Below are 25,038 nucleotides of genomic sequence, written 5' to 3' on the forward strand. Positions count from 1 at the left end.
CAGTCAGGAATGAGATGGACCGTCAAAGGCGCCAATGCGATTATCGCCCTGCGCTGCTGCCAGATCAGCGGCCGGTGGGAGGAGTTTTGGGGAAATCGGGCAACCGGGTGAGAAGTTTACCCATAAATTTGTCTCACACCCGTCTTGGGTCCCCCTCTTGACTTGTTAAATCTCCCGGAATAGGATAAGCAGACGCTTTTCAAATTTCAGCCGATGGATGGGATTGAGGAATAGATGGATGCCAAAGGTTTCGATGAAACTGCAATTCTAAAGAAAATCCAGGAAGTTGAAGCGGAGTTGGAAGAAACGATTCAGCGGGCTCAAGCGGAGACCGGGGAAAAGGTTAGAAAGGCCAAAGAAGAAGCCGATCAGCTTTTCCGGAAACGGGGCGAAAGTATAAAAGCGGAGTGCGAGCGATGGCTTCAAAATGAGAAATCAGAAGGGGAAAAGGAAGCCGCTTTAATCTTTTTAGCGGCGAAAGTAGAGGCGCAAGATTTAAGGGAACAGGTTGGTTCGAAGATTGAGGAGGGTTCGAAACATGTTCTCAGGGGGATCTATCCAGATCTCTCCGAGGATCTTCATAAATGATCCTTGGGATGGCCAAATTGAGGATCGTCGGCCCTCTTGCTCTTTTGGAGGAGGTGACTCGTCATCTTCAGGAGCTTGGCGATGTCCACCTCGAGTTTTCTCCTGTCCAAACTGGGGGAGTTTCCGGTTTGGCCAGGATTTCTCTCGATCCGGAGAACCAGAAGAAAAAAGCCGGCCTCGAAAATCTCAAAAAGGAATTAAATCATCTTATTGTTTCCTTGCCGGTGATTGAATCAACTGAATCCTCCATCACTGAAAATCAACCTTTGATCATTGAATCCCTTCGCCGGCAGGTGGAAAAGGTTCTGGAACAGGTCAGGGAGAGCGAAGAGGAGCAGGGCCTTCTTTTGAAATACGAGCGTGTCCTTGAGGCCCTGGCGCCGCTGCTTCACCAGATCAAAGACAAAGAGAATCTCGAACTGGATTTCATTGGATTGGTTCTGGAGGCGGAAACCGGGTCATCCATCCACGCCATTCGGCAGATTCTGTCTGAATTAACCGCCGGACGTTATGAATTATTTTTCTCCCGGGTGGATCCGAAAACAGTGGCTGGCCTCCTGGTTATTCCGCGCGAATTGTCGGGGACCGTTAGAGCTTCCCTATGGCAGAAGAATATTTCAGAGCTTAAGCTCCCCGCTTCCTTGATCAATCAGCCCGTCGGTCAGGCTCTTAAAATTCTTCTGAGGAAACGTTTAGAACTTCCTTGCCGGCTCCGGGAACTCCGTGAATCCCTTCACCGGCTTTCTCTTCAATGGCGGGACCGGTTAGTCCAATATGAAAGAAGCGTTGAAAATCAACTGGCTCAGCTGGAATCGGCCTTCTTCTTTTATCATACCCAGACTGCCTTCCTGGTCTTCGGCTGGGTTCCGGAGAGCAGGGTTTCCGGGGTTGTTCAACGATTAACCGGAATTTTTTCCGAACGGGTGGTCGTTGAGCGGTTAGTTATTCCAAAAGAAGAGCTCAGGAACGTTCCTGTTGCCTTGAGCAATCCCCCTCCGGTAAGATCCTTTGAATTGTTGACCAGATTAGTGGCTCTTCCCCGATATGGATCGATAGATCCAACCCCTTATTTGGCTTTTTTCTTTCCCCTTTTCTACGGAATCATCCTTGGAGACATTGGATACGGCGGATTGTTGCTTGCCCTTTCTCTTTACAGCAGGAAGCGGTGGGCGGGCAACCCGCTCATCCGGGATCTTTCGCTCGTTTTTATTCTGGCCTCCCTTTCGTCTATTCTCTTTGGCGTTCTCTATGGAGAGTTTTTTGGAGAGTTGGGAAAACCGGCGGGGATCCACCCTCTTTTGATCAACCGGATGGAGGAATTTATTTCTTTGATTAAAGTGACGCTTGGAATCGGTTTGTTTCAGATGTTTCTTGGAATGATTTTGGGGTTAATTACCGCATTTCGATATGGGGATTTCCGGAAGTTGATGATTAAGGGATGTAGTATGATCTTTTTTGTTTCCGTTCTCCTGACCCTTGCGGGGGCGGCGGGTCTGTTAAGCTCCGCTTTTTCGCTTGCCGGCGGGGCGACAGTCCTGGTCATGTTCTTTGCAATTTTTGTTTTAGGGGGAGCCCGTTCCCTCATGGAACTTCATAGCCTGGTCAGTGTCCTCTCCTATCTCCGTTTAATGGGAATCGGCGTGGCTTCAGCCGCGTTAGCGTTTGCGGCCAATACGCTTGGCCGATTGCCCGGCAACATCGTTGCCGGGATTTTTATCGGATTTTTTCTTCATCTGATTAATTTTTTGTTTGGGGTCTTTTCTCCGATGATTCAGTCTCTCAGACTCCACTATGTTGAGTTTTTTGAGAATTTTTTCCAACCGGGAGGCCGTGAGTATCGGCCGTTTAAAAAACTGTAGCGATCAGATAAGGAGGATCTATGGAGGCGGGACTTATTGCCATTGGGGCAGGATTGGCCATTGGACTTGCGGCGCTTGGAACAGCCATTGCCCAGGCAAAAATTGGAGCTGCAGCGATTGGAGCGATTTTGGAAAAACCTGAATCCTTTGTAACCGTTTTAATTTTGCTGGTGATTCCGGAGACCCTGGTGATTTTTGGCTTTACGATAGCCATTCTTATTATTTATACCTTAAAATAAGGCTTGTCGTTGGGCTATCAGGTTTTGATTGAAACCCTTTTGAAAGAGGGAAAACGGAAAAGCGAGGAAATTGTTGAAAAAGGACGTCTGGAATCCCAGGCCCTTTTCCTGAAGGCCAAAGAAAAAGCCGGCCATTTTGAACAGGAAAAACGAAGGGAAATTCAGAAGGAAATCCTTTTGACCCGGGCCAAAATTTTAAATGAGGCCCGTCTGGAAAGCCGCCGGATTATTTTAGAGGCCAAACATGAAATCTTGAAGCGCGTATTTGAAAGGGCTGAAGAATGTTTACAAACCTGGTTAAACGAGACGGCCGGAGAGGAACGACTCCGGATCTTTTGGAAAAAAAGGATGGAAGAGGCATTGCAGGAGACTCGAAGCGCTTCTTTAAAAGCTTTTCTTCCAGAGGACGGATCTAAAGGCCTCGAAGCTGTTTTTAAGGAAAAGGGGATTCCTTATGAAAAGGTGAAAGATCCCGATCTTCGCTATGGTTTTAAATTGGCGTTGGAGGAGGAAAAAGTGACGGTGGTTAACAGCTATCCTTCCCGGGTTGAAAAAATCCGAACGGAACTGATCACCGATCTTCAGAGCCTGCTTTTTAAAAAAAATGGATGATTACGCTTATCTCAATGCCCGCATCCGGTTTCTAAGATCGGAATTGTTGGACCCTCGAGTTTACGGGGAACTGATGAGCCTTCCTGACCTCATCTCCGCCAGGGGAGTTCTTGGAAAGACGGTTTATGAAAAGGTTCTGGGGGATTCTTCGGATAGACCGTCCTTGAGCCGGCTGGAGGCGGGTATCCGGGAGGAGTGGGCGCGGACGGTCAACAAGATTCACCAAATGACCGATGGGCGTCCAAAGGCGTATCTCCAGGGTTTAACGGCGTGGTGGGAGGGGGAGAACCTTAAGGCAATCCTCAGAGGCAAAACCAATCATTTTGGAGAACAGGAAATTTTTTCAATCCTCCTGCCCATAGGGTCTTTAAACCCATCGGCTCTCCGGGAGTTGGTTCGTCAGCCGTCGGTGCAAGGAATGGTCGATAGGCTGGTTGCCTGGCGTTCTCCCTATGCCAAACCTTTGAACATAGCTTTAAAAAATCAACCTGACCTTAAGAGGCTGGATCTCCTGGAACTCTCCCTGGATCGATTTATCTTCGAGGAGGTCTTCAAAAAAATAACAAATGGCGGACAGGATGCGAGCCTGTTTCACCAGCTGGCGGGTCTTATGGTTGACAAATTAAATCTTCTGACGGCATTTAAAGTTTTTCGTGAAGGAGGATTCGCGGCCTCCGACCCCGCCGATTATTTTATTCGGGGGGGAAATCACGTGATTCTAAAGGTTTTTCAAAAGGTAGCCCGTGCGCAAGATTTAAACGACGCCATTGAAATGATCAAAAAAACACCTTATTCCGGCGTTGTCGCCGGGATAAAACCGGAGGGAGAGCTCTTCCCGGCCCTCCGGTTAGAAATCGGTTTAAACCGGTTCATTCTTCGGCGGGCCAGAAAAATGGGGGTAGACGACCCCCTTGGATTTGGTTTAATCGCAGGATATTTTTTACAAAAATATTTTGAGGTGGTTAATCTTCGAATGATATTCAGGACAAAGTCTTACGGGATGTATGATTCTGATATTCGGTCGTTGTTGGTGGTTTAGCGACGACCCGACGGGGCGACGCTACAGAGGAAGGTAAAAGGTGGCCTGGATTGCGGCTCTGACAAACCCGGAAATGGCTTTAGGATTTCGGTTAGCCGGGATCGAAACTTTTTCGGCTCAAGACGCCCTTGAAGCCGAAGGCCTTCTGAAGGGTTTATTAGAGAGAAAGCTGCCGGGTATTGTGGTGATTAGCGAGGAGTTTCTTCCTTATTTTTCCGAAGGGACTCGGAAAAAGGTTGAAGAAAATTTTCAGCCGGTATGTGTTCCGGTCCCCCATATTCAATCATGGCGGGAAGGAGAGAAAAAGGAAGAATATCTCTCCCGGTTAATGCAAAACGTAATGGGTTACCAAATTAAAATTAAACGATGAAAACTAAAGGCAAGATCGTCAAAGTGTCAGGACCGACCATCGTCGCATCCGGAATGAAAAGCGCAGGGATCTACCATCGGGTGACCGTCGGGACTTTGAAGCTCCTGGGTGAGGTCATCCGGTTGGAAAGGGATCGGGCGACGATTCAGGTTTATGAAGATACGATCGGGCTCTCTTTGGGAGAAGAAGTCGAAGACCTGGGAGAGCCTCTGATGGCTGAACTGGGTCCCGGTTTGATTTCTTCTATTTTTGACGGTGTTCAGAGGCCTTTAACGGCGTTGCTTGAGAAACAGGGAGATTTTATTTCGAGGGGATTTGCTGTTCCGGCCCTTTCCCGGTCGATGAAATGGCGGTTTGTTCCCTCCGTGAAACCCGGAGCAGGGGTTTATGGGGGAGACCTCCTCGGAACGGTTCAGGAAACCGACCGGATCATTCACCGGATCATGGTTCCGCCCGGACGGTCTGGAAAAATAAAAGAGATTCGGGCCGGAGAGTTTACGGTTCAGGAGACAATAGCGGTCTTGGACGGCGGTATAGAAATCAGCCTCATGCAGAGGTGGCCGGTGAGATCCCCGCGCCCCTTTAAAAAGAAGCTCCTCCCGAACCTTCCCTTCATTACCGGCCAGCGGATATTTGATATGGTGTTTCCGATCGCCCTGGGAGGGACGGCTATTATGCCGGGAGGATTTGGGACAGGGAAAACGGTGGCAGAGCAAAGCCTGGCAAAATACGCCCGGGCAGAGATCATCGTTTATATCGGATGCGGCGAGCGGGGCAATGAGATGACCGACGTCTTATCCGAGTTTCCAAATCTTCAGGATCCGCAAACCGGCCGGCCGTTAATGGAGAGGACGATTCTTATTATCAATACCTCTAATATGCCGGTTGCGGCACGGGAAGCTTCTATTTTTACGGGAATTACGGCTGCCGAATACTACCGGGATATGGGATATCACGTCGCTTTGATGGCGGACAGCACGTCCCGCTGGGCTGAGGCGCTTCGGGAGATTTCATCCCGGCTGGAGGAAATGCCGGGGGAAGAAGGTTATCCAACCTATCTTTCCACCCGGTTGAGTCATTATTATGAAAGAGGAGGCCGGGTGGCCTGTCTTGGCCGGGAGGAGCGGGTTGGATCGGTGACCATCGTGTCCGCCATTTCTCCGCCCGGAGGGGATTTTTCCGAACCGGTTTCCCAGAGTTCAATGAGGATCGCGGGCGGCATATGGTCGCTCGATTCCGACCTCGCTCATCGCAGACACTTTCCGGCCATTAATTGGAAACGAAGTTACTCCCTTTATACCGATCTGCTTGATCCCTGGTTTCGGCAACAAGTGGCTTCTGATTGGTCTGAACTACGCGCCTGGTTAATGGAAGTCCTTCAGCAGGAAGAAGAGCTTTTAGAAGTGGCTCAACTGGTTGGAAAGGATGCGCTCCAGGAAGGGCAGAGAGCCATTCTGGAAATTAGCCGGCTGATCAGGGAAGATTATCTCCGTCAAAGCTCTTTTTCGCAGAGCGATGCCAACTGTCCGCTTGAAAAGCAATACTGGATGCTAAAAGTCCTCCATCGGTTTTATCAGCTTTTAATGGCGTCCGTTCAAAAAGGAACAGCCATTGACGTTGTTCTCGATCAACCTTTTGTTTTAGAGTTGATCCGGATGAAAGAGTGGCCTTCTGAGGGATTTGAACCCAGGGCAATTTCCTTGATCAATTTAATGGATGAGGGGATCACACAAGAGCCAGTCCATGGATAAGCGATCTTCCGGTCTTTTAACATTAGATTACCAGTCTGTGGGATCCATTTCCGGACCCCTTTTATTTGTGGAAGGGGTTCGAGGCGCTCACCTGGGGGAGATGGTTTCAATTTTAATGCCAGGGAATGAGCAGAGGAGGGGGCAGGTGATTGAACTCTCCGAACGGCACACCGTTGTTCAGGTCTTGGAAGAGACGTCAGGAATGCGTCTTTCCGACACCCGTGTCCGTTTTACCGGAAAGGCGGCGCGAATGGATCTTTCCCTCGATATCCTGGGGCGGCGATTTAACGGGGCAGGAGCGCCCGTCGACCTCCTTCCGCCCGTGATTCCGGAAAGGCAGACTTCCATTATCGGAAGCCCGATCAATCCCCTGGCGCGGGAAAGGCCCTCCCGCTTTATTCAAACCGGTATTTCAGCCATTGATGAACTTAATACGCTGGTACGGGGTCAGAAACTCCCGATTTTTTCGGGAGCAGGTCTTCCTGCAAAAGAAATTGCCGCCCAAATTCTCCGCCAGGCTGAAATTGTCTCTCCCCTCGATCAGAGCGAAGAAAAAATCGAAGAGCAGGACCCGGACGGTCGATTTGCCATCGTGTTTGCCGGGATGGGGATTCCATTCCGCGAAGCGGCGTTTTTCACCGAGGCGTTTGAGGAAAGCGGGACAACGTCCCATACCGTGGCCTTTTTAAATCTGGCTGATGATCCCACCATCGAACGTTTGTTAACCCCCCGTTTTGCGTTGACTGCGGCAGAGTACCTTGCTTTTGTTCATGATTTCCACGTTCTGGTCATTATGATGGATATGACCCATTACTGCGAGGCCCTTCGGGAAATTTCCACGGCCCGCGAAGAAATCCCAGGCCGCCGGGGGTTTCCGGGTTATATGTATACCGACCTGGCTGCATTGTATGAGCGAGCCGGGCAGATCAAAGGAAAAAAAGGTTCCGTAACGCAGATTCCGATCTTGACGATGCCGGATGATGATATCACCCATCCTATTCCTGATTTGACCGGTTATATCACCGAGGGACAAATTGTCCTGTCGAGAGAGCTGCACCGGAAAGGGATTTATCCTCCCATTGATGTTCTCCCCTGTCTTTCCAGACTGATGAACCACGGAATTGGAAAGGGACGGACAAGGGAGGATCACCGCGGCGTGGCCGATCAGCTTTATGCGTTATATGCTCAAGGGAGGGAATTGAGGCAGGTCGAAGCCATTGTCGGGCAGGAAGGATTAAGCGGGGACGATAAACGTCTTCTGGATTTTGCCAATCTCTTTGAGACGAAGTTTGTCAATCAGGGGAATCAGAAGAGAGGCCTGAAGGAAACACTCGACCTGAGCTGGGAACTGTTAAGGGGGATTCCGGTAGAAAGGTTGACCCGGATCAAGCCGGAACATCTCCAAAAATATGATCGGCCGCGGGGATAAAAAAAAGCGATGGAAAAAACAAGCCCCACACGGTTGAACCTTCTTCTTCTGAAACAGCGCGTTCAGACAACTGAAAAGGGACTTGGCCTGCTGGAAAGCAAGCGGGAAGCGCTGGTGAAGGAGTTTTTTAAGATGGCGGCGTCGGCCATGACAGCGAGAGAAAATCTTCGTCAAGGGATGCAAAAGGCTCAAAACGCCTTAACGCTTTCAATGGCTGTTTTTGGGAGAGAATCCCTGACTTCTGCCGCTTTTGCGTCCAAACGAAATCTGGCGCTTGAAGTGTCGGAAAAAAATATCTGGGGGGTGCGTTTCCCGGACCTCCAGTTTCAGACGGCAGTTCGTTCCGTGGAGGCAAGGGGCTATTCAGTGACCAGTACCACCCCCCATTTAGACGAGACGGTCAAAGGGTTCGAAGAAGTCATCGACCTTATTCTCAAGACGGTATCGGTGGAGATGAAACTCAAACGGATTGGCCAGGAAATTAAAAAGGTGACCCGCAGGATCAATGCCTTGAAGGAATTAATTCTGCCCCCCGTGAGGGCTTACATCCGTGAAATTAAGAACAGCCTTGAAGAAAGGGAACATGAGGAGATTTTCAGGATTAAACGGTTTAAGAGAAAATGGAAAGACTAAAGGAGAATAAAATGCCTGAAGAAGTGACGCGCCGGAGTTTTTTTGGAAAAGCCATTGCAGCGATTGCAGGATCCATTGCCCTGATTTTATCTGTTCCCATTCTGGGATACACCATCCTTCCTGCCCTTCGAAAACGGGAAGAACCCTGGTCGGAGGTCGGGCCGGTCACTCAATTAGAGATGAATCAGCCTAAAGAGCTGGAAGTCGTTCGTTCGGTTTCCAGCGGCTGGATGAAAGCCGCCTCGGTCAGATCGATTTGGGCGTTTCGTAAACCTGAGGGGGAGGTGGTGGTTTATTCGCCGATTTGCACCCACCTGGGATGCGGTTACCATTGGGACGATCAAAAAAAGAAATTTCTCTGCCCCTGCCATAATAGTTCTTTTGATTTGAACGGCCAGGTTTTGGGAGGCCCGGCTCCCAGACCGCTTGATGCGCTTCCGGCTAAAGTGGAGGGCGACCGGCTCTATGTGGTTTATAAAGAGTTTAAGTCCGGGATTTCACGAAAAGAGGAGATATGATGAAACGGATATCGGCATGGATTTCCAAACGATTAAATCTTCCTCCTGTACTCCATCATCTTCTGGATGAAAAAATCCCCGGCGGAGCCAGCTGGATCTATATCTTCGGAAGCGTGACCCTGTTTCTTTTTCTCCTCCAGGCGCTGACCGGAATGTTTCTGGCTATTTATTATGCGCCCACGCCGGATCATGCCTATGAGAGCGTCCGCTTTATTCAAGAAGAGATTCCTTTCGGTTCTTTTATACGGGGTCTCCATCATTGGGGAGCCAGTGCGATGATGGTCATGATCGGACTTCACATATTGCAGGTTTTCCTCTATGGCGCTTTTAAAGCTCCCCGGGAAATGATGTGGATGGTCGGCGGTTTTCTCCTGATCCTGACGTTGTCTTTTGGATTTACCGGATACCTTCTGCCCTGGGATCAAAAAGCCTACTGGGCCACCCAGGTCGGAATCAACCTGGTGGGGACTGTTCCGTGGATCGGAGGAGCCTTGACCCGGATCTTGAGAGGAGGGGGGGATCTGGGCGCTTTAACCTTAAGCCGTTTTTTTGCCGTCCATACGCTCTTTCTTCCCTGGTTGGTTGTGATGATGATTGCGCTTCATCTCTTTATTTTAAGGCGAGTTGGAGCGGCTGGCCCCTGGGATAAGAAAAAGGCAGAGGCCGTTTCAGAGCCCTTTTATCCCAGGCAGGTCTTCATGGATGCGGTGGCGATGGGAGTGATGTTTATTGTGCTGGTGGTTCTGGCGGCTAATGTTCCGGCTCATCTGGCCGATCGCGCCGATCCCACCGATACCACCTTCCGGCCTGTTCCTGAGTGGTACTACCTTTTTTATTACCAGTTCCTGAAATATTTCGAGGGACGTTTTGAAATTGTGGCGACCTTTGTCATTCCTCTCCTTTTTTTCGGAATATTTTTCGCGATTCCTTTTTTAGGACGCCGGTGGGAACGGATTCCCGTTAAACGGCCGATGGCAATGATATTAGGCGGGTTGTTTCTTGTTTTTGTGTTTACGATGCTGGGACTGGCCGTGAAAGAGACCGCTTCGATTGTCGTCGCCGACCCGGCGATTGCCCGGGGGAAGGCGATTTATGCAAAACTGGCCTGCGCCGGCTGTCACAGGATTCAGGGAGAAGGGGCTCAGGTGGGACCTGATCTTTCGTATGAAGGGGATAAGCGGGACAAGACCTGGCTGGAGGCCCATTTTAAGGACCCACAAAGTCTTTCTCCCGGTTCTTTTATGCCCTCTGTTCGGTTAAGCGAGGCAGAATTGGAAAGTTTAACCCGGTATATGCTGAGCCTAAAAAAAGAAGCCCGATAAATATTATTGCAATCGTGTTGACGCGTAACTGAAACTCTTGATAAAGGCTTGTCTGTTGCGCTACCCTGAAACTAGAGGGTTAGATTGAAGGAGGTCAAAATGTCCAATTCCGCAACCAATCGCGCAAGTGTTCAATTGAACATACAAAAGATACTGGTCCCTACAGATTTTTCGGAGTGTTCTGAAAGGGCGATGGCGTATGCTGGTTCTCTCGCGAGAGATTTCAAGGCTCGAATCATCCTTTTGCATGTCATCGAGTCGTCAGTTTATGCATTGGATACTTCTTTAATGCCTCCCGGAGACCCCCTTGGGTTGAGGCAGAAACTCATTGAGATGACCGAACAAAGAGTGAACCGGTTGAAAGAGAGCGGACTTGAAGCCGACGGGTATTGCGTCACGGGTGTCCCTTCGATTGAGATTATTAAAGCGGCCAGGGAGGTTCAGGCCGATCTGGTGGTCATGGGAACCCGAGGGAGAACGGGTTTGGCCCACATCTTACTCGGGAGCACTGCGGAACGGGTGATTCAACGCGCTCAATGCCCTGTTTTGACGGTTAAAGCGGAAACCATGCGGGCAGAGAAAGGGGAAAAGAAACAAACGATTGAAGAGAAAAGAAACACGGTAAAGGAGCTTGTCCCGCCCGGGGAGAATTTAACCTTTTGCCATTTATGCGCTCAGCCTTCTCATGACATCATTTGTGATGCCTGCAAGGTTCGTGTGCAGTCTGAGGCTTTTGACATGAAGCAGAGGGTTGAAAAGGAAGGGCGGGCCGATACCGGCCGGAGATAGTTTAATTACAGTTTGAATAGGGAAGGAGGAAAATATGGCCCGCGTTGTTATTATTGGCGCTTCAATCGGAGGTCTTCCAGCGGCCTATGAATGTCGGAAAATGCTAGGTCAACGGCACTCCGTAACGGTTATTTCTAATGTTGATTATTTTCATTTTGTGCCTTCCAATCCCTGGGTGGCCGTGGGTTGGCGGACGCGTAAGGAGATCTCCTTTCCATTAGCGCCTGTTCTTCGGAAAAAGGGGATAGAGTTTATTCAGTTGCCTGCAGAGGGAATCGATCCGAAGCAAAATCAGGTGATGACGTCAAAAGGCCCCGTAACGTATGATTATTTGATTATTGCTACGGGTCCTAAATTGAATTTTGGCGCGATTCCGGGGTTGGGACCCGGCGGATATACGCAGTCCATCTGTACAGTCGCTCATGCTGAACAGGCCTGGGGCGCCTATCAGGAATTTTTAAAAGATCCGGGGCCGATTGTCGTGGGAGCCGCGCAGGGAGCGTCTTGTTTCGGTCCGGCTTATGAAATGGCCTTTATTTTTGCGGCTGATTTGAAAAAGAAGAGGCTGCGCCGAAAAGTGCCAATCACCTTTGTGACGCCGGAACCTTATGTCGGTCATATGGGTCTCGCAGGCGTAGGCAAATCGAAACGACTGATGGAAGATGAGTTTGCCGATCATGACATCAAGTTTGTGACGAATGCCTCAATTAAAGAGGTCAAACCCGGAAACCTGACCCTTGAAAGCGGACAGGAGATCCCTTTCCGTTACTCGATGTTTATCCCTCCATTTGCCGGTGTGGACGCGGTTGCCGGGACATCGGGGCTTTGCAATCCAAAAGGGTTTGTGAACATCGATCCTTATCAGGCCAATCCCGGCTATAAAAATATCTATGCCGCGGGGGTTTGCGTCGCCATTCCTCCCGTGGAACAGACGCCTGTTCCGACCGGAGCGCCAAAGACGGGCTATATGATCGAATCCATGGTGGCGGCCGCTGTTCATAATATTAAAGCGGACATTGAAAATAACCCGAAAAGGGCAACTGCGACCTGGAATGCGATCTGTCTGGCGGATATGGGGGATACAGGAATCGCCTTTGTGGCTCTTCCGCAGATGGCGCCCCGCAATTTAAACTGGACCAAGAAGGGAAAATGGGTGCATCTGGCCAAGATAGCTTTGGAGAAATATTTCTTGCATAAAATGAAAAAGGGGATCAGCGAGCCTTATTTTGAAAAAGCCATTTTAAAAACGCTTGGGATTACCAAGCTGGAAAAATAAGAACTAATACAAACGTATTAGATGTTGTTGCATTTCATCGTAGGGGCAGGCCCCTGTGCCTGCCCTGGGCAACCACGGGGGGTTGCCTCTACCTGTCAGAAGAGTTCCTTGGGATGATTCGTGTAATCCCAGGCCTGCGATTTTTCTGATCTTTAATGATTAATCCTTTTAATTTATTGTTTGGAGAAAAACTTATTTTATTTCTTCCATTTTGTTTGGATTCATATAACGCGGTATCTGCATGGTGAAGAAATTCATCGGGAGTCGTTTTTTTGGTTTCAGATTCGGACAAAGTATGAATTCCAAAACTACAGGTAACCGCGGAGTCATCCGGAAGAAGTTTGGCATTCGAGATCGAGCTTTTCAGCCTTTCACAAAGTTTCATAGCGGCCGTCCCATCCGCATCGGGTAGAAGAATCAGAAATTCATCTCCACCAAACCTGGCAAAGGTATCATATTTTCGTACAGAAGATTTAAATAACCGGGCCAGGCTCTGAATGACGCGATCGCCGGCCAAATGCCCGAACTTGTCATTAATCTTCTTGAAATGATCAATGTCAAAAATAATTGCGGATAGAGGATGATTCAGCCGGAGAGCCCTGTCGATTTCCAAAGTAAGAATTTCCATAAAATATCTTCGATTATACAAACCGGTTAGCGGATCGCGAATCGAGAGGGTCTTTAACTTTTCCAATGCTTGCTGTTTTTGAATCGCTAAGGTCGCTCTTGAGGCCAAAAGCTTTAAGATATCAAGGCAAGATTGCGAGAATTCACGGGGTTTAAAGTCGTCAAGAAAAAGGATCCCCATTGGACCATCCTGGGCTGCTAACGGAACACCGATAAGAGATTTTACCCCTTCCTTTATTAACAAGGAGTTGTTAAAGGACGGGTTCTCTTCCACATTGGACACGACAAAAGGTTCTTTCTTGGACAGAACATGTTCTGTCAGACCTCCTGTCCGGACCAGGTCAATGGCATGTTGATAGAATTCAGTTGAAAAACCCTTTGCGTAGACTAAAAATAATTCATCTTTTGAATCGTTATAAATCGATAAAGAGGCCGCCGGAACCCCTGCCAGATTCATTCCTCCGTTTACGATGGTCTCGAATATATTGTCGGAAGTTTCAGCTTCGGAAAGTTTAAGCGCGACTTCGGCTAGAATCTGATGTTCTTCAAGCGATTCCTTTATTTCCTCTTTTTGTTTGTTTTCCTGACGAATCAAATTCATGAAAAGGGCGGCAGTTTCGCCCGTAGCAATGTTGAATTTACCGTTTGTCATATTCAAGAGATTGGATGCTATGGCGGGATCTTCTGTAAGATCAAAAACCAGATCGATATCCAGTTTTTCCAAATAATCTAATGAATCTTCAATAAAAACAGGAATGCCATTTTCCTCGGCAACGAACAGGCCTGGAGCAGAGGATTTAATATCGGAAATTCCTATCACCTTCACCCAATCAAGATTCAGGAACTGGTCTAATAATTGGGTTCCCTTATCTCCGGCACCCATCAAAAATACGTTTAACATGATGAGAAATCTCCTTTAAAAATATTTTACTTATTTCAGTTCATTTTATAAGTATAACCGATTTTTGGAATTATGATTCAGGTTGAAGTTACAATGCTGTAAAGATCGATACAGGATGACAGTCAGGAGGAACATTTAACATGCTCTTTGAAAAGATTCATCAAAAGTTTTGTTAATGGACCAGGTTTGCCGTTTCCGATCTTTTTCCCATTCACTTTTGTGGCGGGCATGATTTCATAGCCGGTACTCGTGATCAAACATTCATCCGCCATCAAGAACTCTTTTGGCTTGACGAGTTTTTCAATGACTCGAACGCCAATCTCTTTTGCAATTTCAATCACGATGTTACGGGTGATTCCTTCTAAAATCCCTGATTTTAAAGAAGGAGTGACCAAGACCCCGTGTTTGATATAAAAAACATTACTGATGGTTCCTTCGGCGATATGCCCCTTGTCATTTAATAGAATCCCTTCATCTGCTCCGCTTTGTTTGGCTTCCATTTTTGCCAGAATATTGTTTAAAAAATTGGCAGATTTGATATCGTTCGGAATCGCTCCTGGATGGTTCCGGATGGTTTTGACAATTTTCAGGGCAAGCCCTTTTGAATAAAGAGATTCAGGGGGAGGGTTAAACGGAAACGCCATGATCATAAAAGTAGAACGGGGACATAGGGAAGGGTCTAGTCCAATTTCACCCGGACCTCGAGAACAGGCGATACGGATGATCCCGTCTTTAATTTTGTTTCTTGCCAGAGTTTTTTCGACAATTGTTTGAATTTTTATTGGAGATTGGGGAAACCGCAATCCGATCCTGCGGCAGGAATGAACGAGCCTTTTTAAGTGATCTTTTAATTTAAAAGGCCGCCCATGGTATGACCGGATGGTTTCAAAGACCCCGTCGCCGTAAAGAAATCCATGGTCCATCGGAGAAACGCGGGCGGATTTTAAAGGAACCCACCGGTTGTTGAAATAGATGACGAGGTTTTTATTCAAATTTTAAGCTCCATTGCGTTAAAGAGGGCCCGGGCCTTTTGGATTGTTTCTTCATATTCCTTTTCAGGATCGGAATCCGCGACGATTCCGGCGCCGGTTTGAATATAGCCCTTGCCGTCAGTGAGAAAAAGGGTGCGGATAAGGATGTTTAAATCGAGGTCCCCCGAAAAACTGATATAGCCCAGGGAGCCGGTATAAGGCCCCCGGGTGACCTTTTCTAATTCTTCAATAATTTCCATGGCTCTGATTTTAGGCGCGCCGGTAATGGTCCCTCCCGGAAAAACCGCCTTTAAAATGTCATACCATCCTTTTCCCTTTTTTATTTGACCGGTAATATTTGAAACAATATGGATGACATGAGAGTAGCTTTCAAGGCCCATTAATTCATCGACTTTAACCGATCCAAATTCGCAGACCCTTCCAAGATCGTTTCTTTCCAGGTCAACAAGCATGAGATGTTCCGCTCTTTCTTTTTCATTGGCGATCAGGTCGGACGTCAGCCCGGCATCTTCAAGAGAATTTTTTCCCCGGGGCCGGGTTCCCGCGATCGGGCGGGTATTAAGCCGTCCTTGAAAGAGATTGACCAGCCTTTCCGGGGAAGAACTCACGATTTGAAAGTCCCCGGCATCCAAAAAAGATGAAAACGGAGCCGGGTTAATTTTTTTCAGGACTTCATAAAGAGAGAGAGGGGAGGCGCCGACTTCAGAAACGGTAAAACGTTGTGACAAATTGGCCTGGAAAATCTCTCCGTTACGAATATATTCTTTACACTTAAGCACATTCTCTTGAAACGCCTCTTTTGAAATGGACGGAGAAATGGCGGGAGTCTGGAATGCGGAGCATGGAACGCGGGGGCATTTCGGGGAAGTTTTTAGTCTTTCAAAATACAAGAAGACTTTCTCCTGACCGGTTTTTTCGAGACTTTCCCAATCTTTTTCTAATAAATCTTCGGGTGAAGGACAATAAATAATTTTCCCGGTTCTCTCCAGGTGGTCAAATACGATGATGGTATCGACAAAGAGAAGAAAACAGTCGGGGAAACCGATCCCTTCCCTGGGTTGGAAAGGAAGCCGCTCAAAATAACGGACCATCTCATACCCAAAAAAGCCGACCGCTCCTCCGAAAAAGGGAGGAAGACCCGGTGGTCTTGAAAAATTAAAACGGTCGATTAGCGGCTTTAGATATAAAAAGGGGTTACCTTTTAAAATTTTGGCCGGGCCTCCTTTTTTTTGGATGACGACCGTGTTTTTCCCGGCGTTAAATGTCAGATAGGGGTCGGAACCCAGAAAAGAGTAACGTCCTGTGATCGGATTTTCCCGCGCGCTTTCAAGAAGAAACCCGGGCGGGGAACGAAAGATTTTCTTAAAGCAGAAAAATGGGGATTCGTAAGGGATCACTTTTACAATAGGCTTAAATTTAAATCCCATGGTAAAGACTATTCTGTGGGAGAAATTTCCTGAATGATCCTCTGAAGGGCCTTCTCGGGATCTTCAGCGGTCAGAACAGGTCTGCCGATGACTAGGAAACTGGCCCCATGAGCAAGGGCTTCTTCGGGTGTTACGACTCTTTTTTGATCGTCATGGGCGGCCCATGCGGGCCGGATTCCGGGGACCACATAAGAAAAATCTTTTCCAAACTCTTTCCTTAAGAGGGGGAGCTCAAGCGCCGAGGTAACGACACCTTCGATCCCCGATTCCTTTGCGAGCTTGGCGAGCCGAATTGAATGGTATACGAGGGGGCCCTGAAGACCCATTTCTGTTTCGACCATGATTTTGCTATGGCTCGTGAGGAGCGTAACGGCCAGGATTTTGGGGAGAGGGAGGTTATTTTGAATCGCAAAATTACGGGAAGATTCTATGCAGGTTTTCATCATTTCGGCCCCTCCAAGGGCGTGGACATTGAACATCCCGGCACCCATCCGGGTTGCTTCAATTCCGGCTTTTGCGACGGTATGTGGAATATCGTAGAACTTCAAATCTAAAAAAACTTTCGACCCGTTCCGAAGGACTTGATCGACGATCCGGGGACCTTCCGCGAGAAAGAGCTGGCTTCCGATTTTAAACCATTCGATAAAGGGTTTTAATCGATCGACCCATTCAAGGGCTTCGCCGCCGGATTCAACATCAAGGGCTAAAATGATTTTTTCGTTGGGAATCATGAATAGGTGCCGTTAGATTTAACTCGAAGGTATCATACAATGAATCTCATTAAAGTCAATATGTTGTTTAAGCCCAAGAACAGCGATAGGATTTGTAACTCCTTGTTTTGCCTGTCATCGCGAGCGCCCGCAGGGTGCGTGGCGATCTCGGTTCACGATGGCGAGATTGCTTCGCTTCGCTCGCAATGACAACTTTCTATCGCTGTTCTTGGGTTTGCGCCTATATTTTATAATGTGACAGCTGACCCGAATAAATATTCTAAAAACCCTTCCACGCCGGTTTTGAAGGACAGTGATGACGGTGAGGATTTTTCTTCTCAGGCAGTTAAATCTATCGGAGAGGTTTTTAAAATCCTTGTTAAAGCCCTCAAGAATTTAAAAATTTACCTTCCCAATAATCCCGTTCACCAACGGTTCTTAAAAGAGTTTTACGCGCAGCTGGATACCCATTTAAAAAACTTCGGAGAGACTGTTTTGACGGTCGGACAGTATACCCTGTCTTATGATGATCAGGTCATATACGAAAATATGAACCGGCTTGATAGTCTGGCTTTTAAATTGTTCGTGGACGGTGTTAGACAGATGACTTTATTAGAAGGGATGACCGATGAGGAATCAAGAGAACTTCTGGAGGTCTTGGGGAAAACCTATGACGCGGAATATCCCGATGATGACCTGGTGACCTTGCTGTGGCAGCGGCATTTTCATCATATTAAGTTTCAAATTCTTGAAGATTACTTTTCGGACTCGAATGAATCGTCTCTGATCCCCGATCTACAGGCTAAAGCGGGATTCACGAACCTTATCCAATCGGAATTAAAGGATTCGCAAGAGTTAAAAGATCAAACGGATGCCTCTGCAAGCCACCGTCCCTCGATCAGCGTGGAAACCAAAGGCCTTCAATTCAGTCAGGTTTTTAGGTTGACAGATGATGAGATCGAAAAAATAAAACAAGAAATGAAAGAGGAGGGGGACAAAGACCTGATCCTGGAAATGATTGGAATTATTTATTCTGTTCTTCAGGTCGAAAAAGATAGTCAGTTTTTCTCAGAGATGATCGGGGCCTTGACAAAGAACATCACTCAGTTTTCGGACCAGGGGGATTTTGTCCAGGTAGAAAAAATCACCCGGCTCTTTGTCTTGTTAAAAGAGCAAATTCCGCCCTTGCCTGAAAACCAATTGGCGATCTTAAACGAGTTCATTGATTCGCTCGCGAAGCCTGAATGTTTGATGAATCTGGAACAGCATATCAACAGCCTGGATGACAAAAATATAGCGGCTCTGGCAAATTTTTTAGGCATGTTAACCCTTTCGGCCGTTCCTTCCATTATTAATATTCTAGGAAAGGCTAAAACGAGGAAGACGCGGAAAGTATTGTCCGACATCCTTGTCGAATTTGGAAAAAAAGATATTGGACCGATCATTAAACGGCTTCAGGGAGGTGAATGGTTCGTCATCCGAAACCTGGTTCAGATCATCGGGCGGATCGGGAACAAACAGGCGATTGATTCTTTGAGAAAACTGGTTCAATACCCCGATGAAAGAGTTCGCAAAGAAGTGGTGGCCACTCTGCTAATGATCGGAAATGAAAAAGAAAACGCCAGGGAGATGATGCTCCAATTCTTACATGATCACGACCTGGCGATCCGGAAACAGGTTATTCATGTCGTTCAATTAAACAAAAATGTTAAAGCGGTGCCTGTTTTAATAAAAATGATCGGAGAAGAAGATTTTAGTTCCAGGGATCCGGAAGAAAAACATTTAATCTTTAGCGCATTGGGCAAATTAGGAAATGATGATTTAATTCCCCTGTTAGGAAGCTATTTAAAGCCGACATTTTTGTATTTTGTCAAAAGAAAAAAAAAGGAAGAAAAAGCGATCTGTGCGGTTCATGCCTTAAAACATTTAGAAACCGCGAAGGCTGTAAACCTGCTGACAGAAGCGAAAAAACACCCTTATAGGCCGGTGAGTGATTTTGCCGCCCGGGCGTTATTTGAAATTCAAAGGGCCAATGAAAAACGGGAGTTAAAAAGAAAAAATGAATCCGAATAGCCAGACTCTGTCAAATGAATCCCATTATTCCAAAACCGTTGACGCCGAATTTTTAAACTACGGGAAACAGTTGGTAAGCCAGTTTAATATCATTTTAAAAATGGCGTTGATTCATCAGGTCCAAAATTCCTCTTTTGACACTCCGATTTCCAATTTAATGAAAACTTTTCAATTTTTATTTACGATCGATGATGAGATCGCCATTAACCGGGAAGCCGACTCGTTGTTCCTGAATGAAGAAAAATTAAAAATGGATATTGAAACTTTTAATTCGTTTTCGAGTTTTATCGATGCCCTTTTAAAACGCAACATCGGGAAAATCGTGTTTTTGAATACGGCGACGCCTCAGGATATAAAAACTTTTGTTTTCATTTTTAATGGAATCGATTTGAAAAAAACCGAAACGCCCTTTAAAGATCTGGAAGACTCCCTTATCGAGGCCGGTTTAACAGCGATTAAAATTGAAGAATATATTGAAAAAAAAGGGGCCGATCTTTCTTTCAATGTGAATAAAGGAACCAGGGAGTTTGTAAAAAAAACCTATTTTAATACGGTCTCGGCAGTGAATCAGGTGATGGAGAGTTGTAAATTAAATCAAGCCGTGAGTTTGAAGAAAACGAAGAGAATGGTTCAATCCATGGTCGATTTGATTCTGCAGGAAGAATCTGTTTTATTGGGATTAACCAATCTTCGGTGTTATGACGAATACACTTACAATCATTCCGTCAATGTCTGTGTTTTAAGTTTGGGAATTGGACAAAGGCTGGGTTATGACAAGATTGAATTGTCGAATCTGGGGATGGCAAGCCTTTTTCATGATATCGGGAAAGCCAACGTTCCTATTGATCTCTTGAATAAACCGACAGATTTTAATGACGAAGAATGGAATGTGATTCGAAGGCATCCTGTTTTAGGGATTAGAAATATTATGAGGATCAAAGGGCTTAACGAATTAACCATAAAAGTGATGTATGGATCATTTGAACATCACATGAATTATGATAGTTCAGGTTACCCGAAACTGGCCAAGAAACGCAAAATTTCCCTTTTCGGGAGGATCATTTCCACCGCGGATTGTTATGACGCGATGACCTCGGCCAGAGTTTATAACCGTACGCCGATACCTCCTGAAAAAGCGCTTCAATTTATGCTGAAAAAGAGTGGGACGGCTTTCGATCCTGTTTTACTCAAAATTTTTGTCAATTGTGTTGGAATATTCCCTATTGGAACATTGGTGCTGCTGAACACCCATGAAATTGCGGTCGTTTTTCAGATTCATCCTGATTCCGACAAAGGGGACCGTCCGAAGGTGAAGATTATTGTCAATTCGTCAGGGCAGGAAGTCGACGGAGAGATCATTGACCTGAATGAAACAATTGGTGGAACTTCAGAGTTCAAACGAAGTATTCTGAGAACGATTGATTCTCACAAATATAAAGTGGATGTGAGCCGATTTTTTCTGTAATCCCAATTCTTTCAAAAATTAACCTCCTTTCAAAAGACCCTCCGATAAACCTACAGCCCTTTTATCCGATCTTTTTAATCGTAATTTAGAAGGTTGATTTCATTAATAAAAATATTCCAATAACCGAATAAAAAAGGCTTGACACCCATTAAGGGAACATGCTAAATTTATATACGACCAGATAAGTCTCAATCTAAAATGGTCGTATATAAATTTAGCCAGATGGGTTTACATGCTTAAGTTATCAAAAAAAATAGATTACGCCCTAATCGCCATGCATTATATCGCGTTTATGGAAAATGATCAGGTGGTCAATACCAAAACGATTGCTGAAAAATACAATATCCCTTTAGAACTTCTCGCGAAAATTCTGCAGAAATTGGCAAAGAAAGGTTTGGTCATTAGTCATAATGGGCCAAAGGGAGGGTATATTTTAGCAAAAGACCCGGCCGAAATTTCCGTAGGAGAGGTGATTCAGGCCATTGAGGGGCCGATTGGAATTGCCGAGTGCTATCATGATCGTGATAACCCCTGTTCTCAAAAGGCCAATTGTAATATTCGTACCCCCCTGGGCGTCATTCAAATGAGTATCATTAATTTATTGAGTGGCATTTCATTGTATCAGATGCATCAGGAAACCTTTGGTGCAACCTTCAATACTAACCATTCGAACATTGTTAATTCTTTAATCAAGTAAGGAGTAACGGGTAATGGATTTGAAAACGCCGATTTTTATGGATAATCATTCGACAACCCCGGTTGACCCAAGGGTACTGGAGGCGATGATTCCTTATTTTACGGAAAAATTCGGAAATGCCGCGAGTCGGAATCACCTTTTTGGATGGGAAGCCGAAAAAGCCGTTGAGAATGCAAGAAATGATATTGCCAGTCTGATTCATGCTGACCCCAAAGAGATCATTTTTACCAGCGGCGCCACAGAATCAAACAATCTTGCCTTAAAAGGCGTCGCTGAAATGTACCGTGAAAAGGGAGGCCATATCATCAGCTCTGCGACTGAGCATCGCTCTGTTCTTGATACCGTGCGGCGTCTTGAAAAATCGGGCATGAAGGTCACGCTGGTTCCCGTCGATTCCCAGGGTATTGTTCATCCGGAAGAGATTCTAAAAGCGATTACGGATAAGACGATTTTGATTTCTGTGATGCTGGTCAATAATGAAATCGGCACCATTAATCCGGTTGCGGAAATCGGAAAATTAGCCAAAGAAAAGGGAATTATTTTCCATTGTGATGCCACTCAGGGCGTTGGGAAAATCCCTGTCGATGTCGAAGCGATGAAAATTGATTTAATGTCTTTTACCGCCCATAAGATTTACGGTCCGAAAGGCGTTGGCGCTTTATATGTGAGAAGAAAAAACCCGAGAGTCCGGCTGGCTCCCCAGATGGACGGGGGCGGGCACGAAAGAGGGATGCGATCCGGGACTTTGAATGTTCCCGGGATTGTCGGGTTTGGCAAGGCCTGTCAAATTTGCAACGAGGTCATGCCCGAAGAATCCGCCAGAATCAAACGTTTGAGAGATAAATTGCAGGATGGGATCATGGGAGCGCTCGATTTTGTCCATTTAAACGGACACCCCACGCTGAGAATTCCTAACAACCTCAATATCAGTTTCGCCTATGTGGAAGGAGAATCTCTGCTCATGGGATTAAATAAGATCGCCCTTTCTTCGGGATCCGCCTGTACGACGGCCACCCTTGAACCCTCTTATGTGTTGCGGGCGCTTGGCGTGGGACATGATTTAGCCCATTCCTCGATTCGTTTTGGAATAGGACGTTTTAACACCGAAGAAGAAGTGGATGAAGTGGCAAAAAGAACCATAGAGGCCGTAAGACGGTTACGGGAAATGTCTCCCCTCTATGAAATGGCGTTAGAGGGCGTTGATTTAACAAAAGTACAATGGACCCAACATTAGATAAGAATACAAAACAAAGGAGAAATTAAAATGTCCTATAGCGAAAAGGTCATCGATCATTACAATAACCCAAGAAACCTCGGCAGTTTTGATAAAAAGGATAAAAATATCGGAACGGGGATTGTTGGCGCTCCTGAATGCGGTGATGTCATGAAACTGCAGATCAAAGTCAATGAGGAAGGGGTTATTGAAGATGCCCGTTTTAAGACCTTTGGCTGTGGAAGCGCGATTGCCAGTTCAAGCCTCGCGACTGAATGGGTCAAAGGAAAGACGATTGATGAGGCGTTGCAAATTAAAAATACCGATATCGTGAACGAGCTTAATCTGCCTCCTGTGAAAATCCATTGTTCGGTTTTGGCTGAAGACGCCATTAAAGCGGCCCTTTCGGACTATAAGAAAAAAGCGGAAGAGCAGGCATCGGTCGGCGCAGAAAAAAAATAGTCCTTGAGCGGAATGAATGATCAGATTTGTTGGTATTGTCAATCCGGGGTAAAGGATTATTTTTGCGTTAAATGCGGACGCATTCAGCCTATTCCCGCCTGTGACGATTTTTTTTCCTATCTGGGTCTGGAGCGAAAGCTCAATTTAAACGCTCCAAAGCTTGAAAGGCGATTCCATACGCTAAGCCGTCTGTTTCATCCCGATTTTTTTCAAAGAAAATCTCCCGAGGAACAGGAGGTTAGTCTGGAAAATTCTTCAGTTTTAAATAAAGCCTACCGGACATTAAGGGATCCTATATCAAGACTTGAATACCTGATACAGCTTGAAAAAGGGGATACCGGAGGGATTCGCGCCAAAGCTCCCCCCGATTTGCTTGAAGAGGTTCTGGAATTACAGGAAAAGCTTGGAGAGATCCGTGGTTTGAAGCAAGAAGGAAATCTTTATTTACTTGAAAATGCAAGAGGCGAGCTTAGAACAGAGCTCAAAAGTCTTGAAAACAGATTATTAAAACTTGAAGGCCGGATGATTCAATTGTCCGGTCAATGGGACGACTTGCCCCTTCCGGGGACGTCCCGCGGCGGTTTTGTTGAAGGCGGGCCGCAAGACCAGGAAATCAGGGGGGGGGGAGAAGACGCGGAAACGCGGCGTCGGAAGGGGGAAATACTTTCGGAATTTAGAAATATTCTTTCTCATCGGACGTATATTATGAATATTACCGAAGATATTAAAAAGGAACTATCCTGAAGGCATATTTTATAATATTAAAATAATAACGAGATGACTTATGGAAACAACGACGCAAAAAGAGATGGAACAGAAAAATAAAACCGGAAAGAAATATAAGATTGTGTTTCTTCCCATGAATGTGGAAAGTATGGCTAATGAAGGAGAAAGCATTCTCGACGCCGCGGAAAATTGCGGAGTGGACCTTCCCCATAACTGCGGCGGGGTCTGTGCCTGTTCAACCTGCCATGTGATCATCAAAGAGGGAATGGAAAAGCTGACTCCGAAACACGAAGAAGAGGAAGACCGTCTTGATATGGCGGAAAATCTGACGCTCGACTCACGGTTAGGATGCCAGGCAAGAATTTATGGCGATATTGTCGTGGAATTGCCGGAATGCACCCGGAAGGAGTAACTAATGGAATGGAGTAACATCGAAGATATTGCCATTTTGTTGGCAGAAAAATTTCCGAATACCGATCCGCTGACCGTCCGGTTTACGGAGATGCACAAATCGATCGTCAGCCTTCCCGGTTTTACGGGCGATCCGATGAAATCAAACGAAAAAATTCTGGAAGCGATCCAGATGGCCTGGCACGAAGAATACCAGGACGCGCATCAATAACTGATTTTCCATTTCCCGCCCACGAAGACCACGAAAAACATCCGTACCGTAAAAATTCAACCGTTACCAGCCCACCACGGAATCGGCCTCAAACATCAAATCAATGAACTCACCATAACCAATCACCTCAACCCCCTGAGGAAGGGGAGCGGGGAGAGGGGTCTCATCTTTCAAGAGATAGGTTTTAGATTTCCATCTCGGTTTGACCTTGATGCCGTCTTGAATAAGGACGACCCTCATATTGGCAGGATTAGACCGGGACAGCTCCTCAATCATAGTCAAAGCTGTATGATCAGAAGCGTTTTTTAATATATGAAGGAATTTCTTCATTTCAAAATATTAAAAACCGGTCTCCTTGCGCCATTTTTTCGGCGATTTTTTCTCTGGAAACCGGTTCGTAAGGATAAATCGTATCAAATTCCGGGTGTTCTTTTAAAAAAGTCTCTTCTACAAAAAACGGCTGTTCAGCGTCTTCGAAATTAGAAATGTATTTTTCGAGCGTGTCAAAATCGGCGATTTTATCCCTTTCTTCTGTTAAAAGATAAGGGGCCTGTCCCATTAAAATAATGTCGACGCGGTTTATTCCGCTCCCCAGGCCCAGTGCCATACGAATGGCTTCTACAGCTCTTGGCGATTGAAAGGGGTCCTCTTTGACGAGAACAATGATATGGAGCGGCTTTTTTTCAGAGTGATTCATA

General features: G+C 46.4%; 27 protein-coding genes. 21 read left to right on the top strand and 6 right to left on the bottom strand.

Annotation, left to right across the window (positions count from 1 at the left end):
• Window positions 1–234 precede the first annotated feature (234 nt).
• The 13 genes from HYR79_10925 (at window position 235) to HYR79_10985 (ending at window position 12,425) form a co-directional block, all read left to right on the top strand.
• Entirely contained in the window at window positions 235–588 is a 354-nt protein-coding gene (locus HYR79_10925; GenBank protein ID MBI1822210.1) for a hypothetical protein, read from the top strand.
• A complete protein-coding gene (locus HYR79_10930; GenBank protein ID MBI1822211.1) occupies window positions 585–2,447 on the top strand; it encodes a hypothetical protein in 1,863 nt (620 codons plus the stop codon). Before HYR79_10925 ends, HYR79_10930 begins: the two co-directional genes overlap by 4 nt.
• Before the next feature lie 20 nt (window positions 2,448–2,467).
• Window positions 2,468–2,686 (top strand): ATPase, encoded by a 219-nt coding sequence (locus HYR79_10935; GenBank protein MBI1822212.1) that lies wholly within the window; start codon window positions 2,468–2,470, stop codon window positions 2,684–2,686.
• Window positions 2,687–2,695: 9 nt separating this feature from the next.
• The gene (locus HYR79_10940; protein ID MBI1822213.1) at window positions 2,696–3,298 is read left to right on the top strand and encodes a hypothetical protein; all 603 of its coding nucleotides are present in this window, start codon (window positions 2,696–2,698) and stop codon (window positions 3,296–3,298) included.
• The gene (locus tag HYR79_10945; protein ID MBI1822214.1) at window positions 3,291–4,337 is read left to right on the top strand and encodes a V-type ATPase subunit; all 1,047 of its coding nucleotides are present in this window, start codon (window positions 3,291–3,293) and stop codon (window positions 4,335–4,337) included. The genes HYR79_10940 and HYR79_10945 overlap by 8 nt, the downstream gene beginning before the upstream one ends.
• Before the next feature lie 40 nt (window positions 4,338–4,377).
• On the top strand, window positions 4,378–4,707 hold the full coding sequence (locus tag HYR79_10950) for a V-type ATP synthase subunit F (protein MBI1822215.1): 330 nt from the start codon (window positions 4,378–4,380) through the stop codon (window positions 4,705–4,707).
• Entirely contained in the window at window positions 4,704–6,458 is a 1,755-nt protein-coding gene (locus tag HYR79_10955; GenBank protein ID MBI1822216.1) for a V-type ATP synthase subunit A, read from the top strand. The genes HYR79_10950 and HYR79_10955 overlap by 4 nt, the downstream gene beginning before the upstream one ends.
• Entirely contained in the window at window positions 6,451–7,887 is a 1,437-nt protein-coding gene (locus tag HYR79_10960) for a V-type ATP synthase subunit B (GenBank protein MBI1822217.1), read from the top strand. Before HYR79_10955 ends, HYR79_10960 begins: the two co-directional genes overlap by 8 nt.
• A 9-nt stretch (window positions 7,888–7,896) precedes the next feature.
• Window positions 7,897–8,520, top strand: a complete 624-nt coding sequence (locus tag HYR79_10965; protein MBI1822218.1) for a V-type ATP synthase subunit D — start codon at window positions 7,897–7,899, stop codon at window positions 8,518–8,520.
• An 11-nt stretch (window positions 8,521–8,531) separates the two neighbouring features.
• Window positions 8,532–9,038, top strand: coding sequence for a ubiquinol-cytochrome c reductase iron-sulfur subunit (locus HYR79_10970; GenBank protein ID MBI1822219.1), 507 nt, complete (start codon window positions 8,532–8,534; stop codon window positions 9,036–9,038).
• On the top strand, window positions 9,035–10,360 hold the full coding sequence (locus HYR79_10975) for a cytochrome b N-terminal domain-containing protein (protein MBI1822220.1): 1,326 nt from the start codon (window positions 9,035–9,037) through the stop codon (window positions 10,358–10,360). Before HYR79_10970 ends, HYR79_10975 begins: the two co-directional genes overlap by 4 nt.
• Window positions 10,361–10,459: 99 nt before the next feature.
• The gene (locus tag HYR79_10980) at window positions 10,460–11,149 is read left to right on the top strand and encodes a universal stress protein (GenBank protein ID MBI1822221.1); all 690 of its coding nucleotides are present in this window, start codon (window positions 10,460–10,462) and stop codon (window positions 11,147–11,149) included.
• Between the two features lie 34 nt (window positions 11,150–11,183).
• Window positions 11,184–12,425, top strand: a complete 1,242-nt coding sequence (locus tag HYR79_10985) for an FAD-dependent oxidoreductase (protein ID MBI1822222.1) — start codon at window positions 11,184–11,186, stop codon at window positions 12,423–12,425.
• An 88-nt stretch (window positions 12,426–12,513) separates the two neighbouring features.
• Here HYR79_10985 and HYR79_10990 read toward each other — a convergent pair whose 3' ends face one another.
• The 4 genes from HYR79_10990 to pyrF form a co-directional block, all read right to left on the bottom strand.
• Window positions 12,514–13,953, bottom strand: coding sequence for a diguanylate cyclase (locus HYR79_10990; GenBank protein ID MBI1822223.1), 1,440 nt, complete (start codon window positions 13,951–13,953; stop codon window positions 12,514–12,516).
• Between the two features lie 122 nt (window positions 13,954–14,075).
• On the bottom strand, window positions 14,076–14,945 hold the full coding sequence (locus tag HYR79_10995; GenBank protein MBI1822224.1) for an aminotransferase class IV: 870 nt from the start codon (window positions 14,943–14,945) through the stop codon (window positions 14,076–14,078).
• Window positions 14,942–16,372, bottom strand: coding sequence for an anthranilate synthase component I family protein (locus HYR79_11000; protein ID MBI1822225.1), 1,431 nt, complete (start codon window positions 16,370–16,372; stop codon window positions 14,942–14,944). The genes HYR79_10995 and HYR79_11000 overlap by 4 nt, the downstream gene beginning before the upstream one ends.
• An 8-nt stretch (window positions 16,373–16,380) precedes the next feature.
• The gene (pyrF, locus tag HYR79_11005) at window positions 16,381–17,103 is read right to left on the bottom strand and encodes an orotidine-5'-phosphate decarboxylase (protein MBI1822226.1); all 723 of its coding nucleotides are present in this window, start codon (window positions 17,101–17,103) and stop codon (window positions 16,381–16,383) included.
• Window positions 17,104–17,337: 234 nt separating this feature from the next.
• Between pyrF and HYR79_11010 the strand changes: the two genes are divergently transcribed.
• The 8 genes from HYR79_11010 to iscX all read left to right on the top strand — a co-directional run bounded on the left by HYR79_11010 (window position 17,338) and on the right by iscX (window position 24,340).
• On the top strand, window positions 17,338–19,155 hold the full coding sequence (locus HYR79_11010) for a HEAT repeat domain-containing protein (protein MBI1822227.1): 1,818 nt from the start codon (window positions 17,338–17,340) through the stop codon (window positions 19,153–19,155).
• A complete protein-coding gene (locus HYR79_11015; protein MBI1822228.1) occupies window positions 19,142–20,620 on the top strand; it encodes an HD-GYP domain-containing protein in 1,479 nt (492 codons plus the stop codon). The genes HYR79_11010 and HYR79_11015 overlap by 14 nt, the downstream gene beginning before the upstream one ends.
• A 232-nt stretch (window positions 20,621–20,852) precedes the next feature.
• Window positions 20,853–21,317 (top strand): Rrf2 family transcriptional regulator, encoded by a 465-nt coding sequence (locus HYR79_11020; protein ID MBI1822229.1) that lies wholly within the window; start codon window positions 20,853–20,855, stop codon window positions 21,315–21,317.
• Window positions 21,318–21,336: 19 nt separating this feature from the next.
• Complete coding sequence (locus tag HYR79_11025; protein MBI1822230.1) at window positions 21,337–22,551, top strand: IscS subfamily cysteine desulfurase; 1,215 nt, start codon at window positions 21,337–21,339, stop codon at window positions 22,549–22,551.
• A gap of 30 nt (window positions 22,552–22,581) precedes the next feature.
• Window positions 22,582–22,992, top strand: coding sequence for a Fe-S cluster assembly scaffold IscU (gene iscU / locus HYR79_11030; GenBank protein ID MBI1822231.1), 411 nt, complete (start codon window positions 22,582–22,584; stop codon window positions 22,990–22,992).
• Between the two features lie 12 nt (window positions 22,993–23,004).
• Window positions 23,005–23,736 (top strand): Fe-S protein assembly co-chaperone HscB, encoded by a 732-nt coding sequence (gene hscB / locus HYR79_11035; protein ID MBI1822232.1) that lies wholly within the window; start codon window positions 23,005–23,007, stop codon window positions 23,734–23,736.
• Between the two features lie 115 nt (window positions 23,737–23,851).
• Window positions 23,852–24,130: a 2Fe-2S iron-sulfur cluster binding domain-containing protein gene (locus tag HYR79_11040; protein MBI1822233.1), complete on the top strand. Its 279-nt coding sequence runs from the start codon at window positions 23,852–23,854 to the stop codon at window positions 24,128–24,130.
• Window positions 24,131–24,133: 3 nt separating this feature from the next.
• On the top strand, window positions 24,134–24,340 hold the full coding sequence (gene iscX, locus HYR79_11045; protein MBI1822234.1) for a Fe-S cluster assembly protein IscX: 207 nt from the start codon (window positions 24,134–24,136) through the stop codon (window positions 24,338–24,340).
• Window positions 24,341–24,403: 63 nt separating this feature from the next.
• Here iscX and HYR79_11050 read toward each other — a convergent pair whose 3' ends face one another.
• Both HYR79_11050 and HYR79_11055 read right to left on the bottom strand, forming a co-directional pair.
• Window positions 24,404–24,616: a hypothetical protein gene (locus HYR79_11050; GenBank protein MBI1822235.1), complete on the bottom strand. Its 213-nt coding sequence runs from the start codon at window positions 24,614–24,616 to the stop codon at window positions 24,404–24,406.
• 55 nt (window positions 24,617–24,671) lie between these two features.
• Complete coding sequence (locus tag HYR79_11055) at window positions 24,672–25,037, bottom strand: DsrE family protein (GenBank protein MBI1822236.1); 366 nt, start codon at window positions 25,035–25,037, stop codon at window positions 24,672–24,674.
• Window position 25,038 lies beyond the last annotated feature (1 nt).

Source organism: Nitrospirota bacterium (assembly GCA_016178585.1).
In the GTDB taxonomy this organism is placed as follows: Bacteria; Nitrospirota; Nitrospiria; order JACQBW01; family JACQBW01; genus JACOTA01.

What these genes read in the sequence shown, in the direction of transcription:
- HYR79_11055 (MBI1822236.1), bottom strand. Translation starts at nt 25,037, where the DNA reads ATGAATCACTCTGAAAAAAAGCCGCTCCATATCATTGTTCTCGTCAAA.
- HYR79_11020 (MBI1822229.1), top strand. Translation starts at nt 20,853, where the DNA reads ATGCTTAAGTTATCAAAAAAAATAGATTACGCCCTAATCGCCATGCAT.
- HYR79_11000 (MBI1822225.1), bottom strand. Translation starts at nt 16,372, where the DNA reads ATGGGATTTAAATTTAAGCCTATTGTAAAAGTGATCCCTTACGAATCC.
- HYR79_10930 (MBI1822211.1), top strand. Translation starts at nt 585, where the DNA reads ATGATCCTTGGGATGGCCAAATTGAGGATCGTCGGCCCTCTTGCTCTT.
- iscU (MBI1822231.1), top strand. Translation starts at nt 22,582, where the DNA reads ATGTCCTATAGCGAAAAGGTCATCGATCATTACAATAACCCAAGAAAC.
- HYR79_10970 (MBI1822219.1), top strand. Translation starts at nt 8,532, where the DNA reads ATGCCTGAAGAAGTGACGCGCCGGAGTTTTTTTGGAAAAGCCATTGCA.
- iscX (MBI1822234.1), top strand. Translation starts at nt 24,134, where the DNA reads ATGGAATGGAGTAACATCGAAGATATTGCCATTTTGTTGGCAGAAAAA.
- HYR79_10965 (MBI1822218.1), top strand. Translation starts at nt 7,897, where the DNA reads ATGGAAAAAACAAGCCCCACACGGTTGAACCTTCTTCTTCTGAAACAG.
- HYR79_10975 (MBI1822220.1), top strand. Translation starts at nt 9,035, where the DNA reads ATGATGAAACGGATATCGGCATGGATTTCCAAACGATTAAATCTTCCT.
- HYR79_10945 (MBI1822214.1), top strand. Translation starts at nt 3,291, where the DNA reads ATGGATGATTACGCTTATCTCAATGCCCGCATCCGGTTTCTAAGATCG.
- HYR79_10955 (MBI1822216.1), top strand. Translation starts at nt 4,704, where the DNA reads ATGAAAACTAAAGGCAAGATCGTCAAAGTGTCAGGACCGACCATCGTC.
- HYR79_11050 (MBI1822235.1), bottom strand. Translation starts at nt 24,616, where the DNA reads ATGATTGAGGAGCTGTCCCGGTCTAATCCTGCCAATATGAGGGTCGTC.
- HYR79_10985 (MBI1822222.1), top strand. Translation starts at nt 11,184, where the DNA reads ATGGCCCGCGTTGTTATTATTGGCGCTTCAATCGGAGGTCTTCCAGCG.
- HYR79_10960 (MBI1822217.1), top strand. Translation starts at nt 6,451, where the DNA reads ATGGATAAGCGATCTTCCGGTCTTTTAACATTAGATTACCAGTCTGTG.
- HYR79_11015 (MBI1822228.1), top strand. Translation starts at nt 19,142, where the DNA reads ATGAATCCGAATAGCCAGACTCTGTCAAATGAATCCCATTATTCCAAA.
- HYR79_10980 (MBI1822221.1), top strand. Translation starts at nt 10,460, where the DNA reads ATGTCCAATTCCGCAACCAATCGCGCAAGTGTTCAATTGAACATACAA.
- HYR79_11040 (MBI1822233.1), top strand. Translation starts at nt 23,852, where the DNA reads ATGAATGTGGAAAGTATGGCTAATGAAGGAGAAAGCATTCTCGACGCC.
- HYR79_10925 (MBI1822210.1), top strand. Translation starts at nt 235, where the DNA reads ATGGATGCCAAAGGTTTCGATGAAACTGCAATTCTAAAGAAAATCCAG.
- HYR79_10935 (MBI1822212.1), top strand. Translation starts at nt 2,468, where the DNA reads ATGGAGGCGGGACTTATTGCCATTGGGGCAGGATTGGCCATTGGACTT.
- hscB (MBI1822232.1), top strand. Translation starts at nt 23,005, where the DNA reads ATGAATGATCAGATTTGTTGGTATTGTCAATCCGGGGTAAAGGATTAT.
- HYR79_10990 (MBI1822223.1), bottom strand. Translation starts at nt 13,953, where the DNA reads ATGTTAAACGTATTTTTGATGGGTGCCGGAGATAAGGGAACCCAATTA.
- pyrF (MBI1822226.1), bottom strand. Translation starts at nt 17,103, where the DNA reads ATGATTCCCAACGAAAAAATCATTTTAGCCCTTGATGTTGAATCCGGC.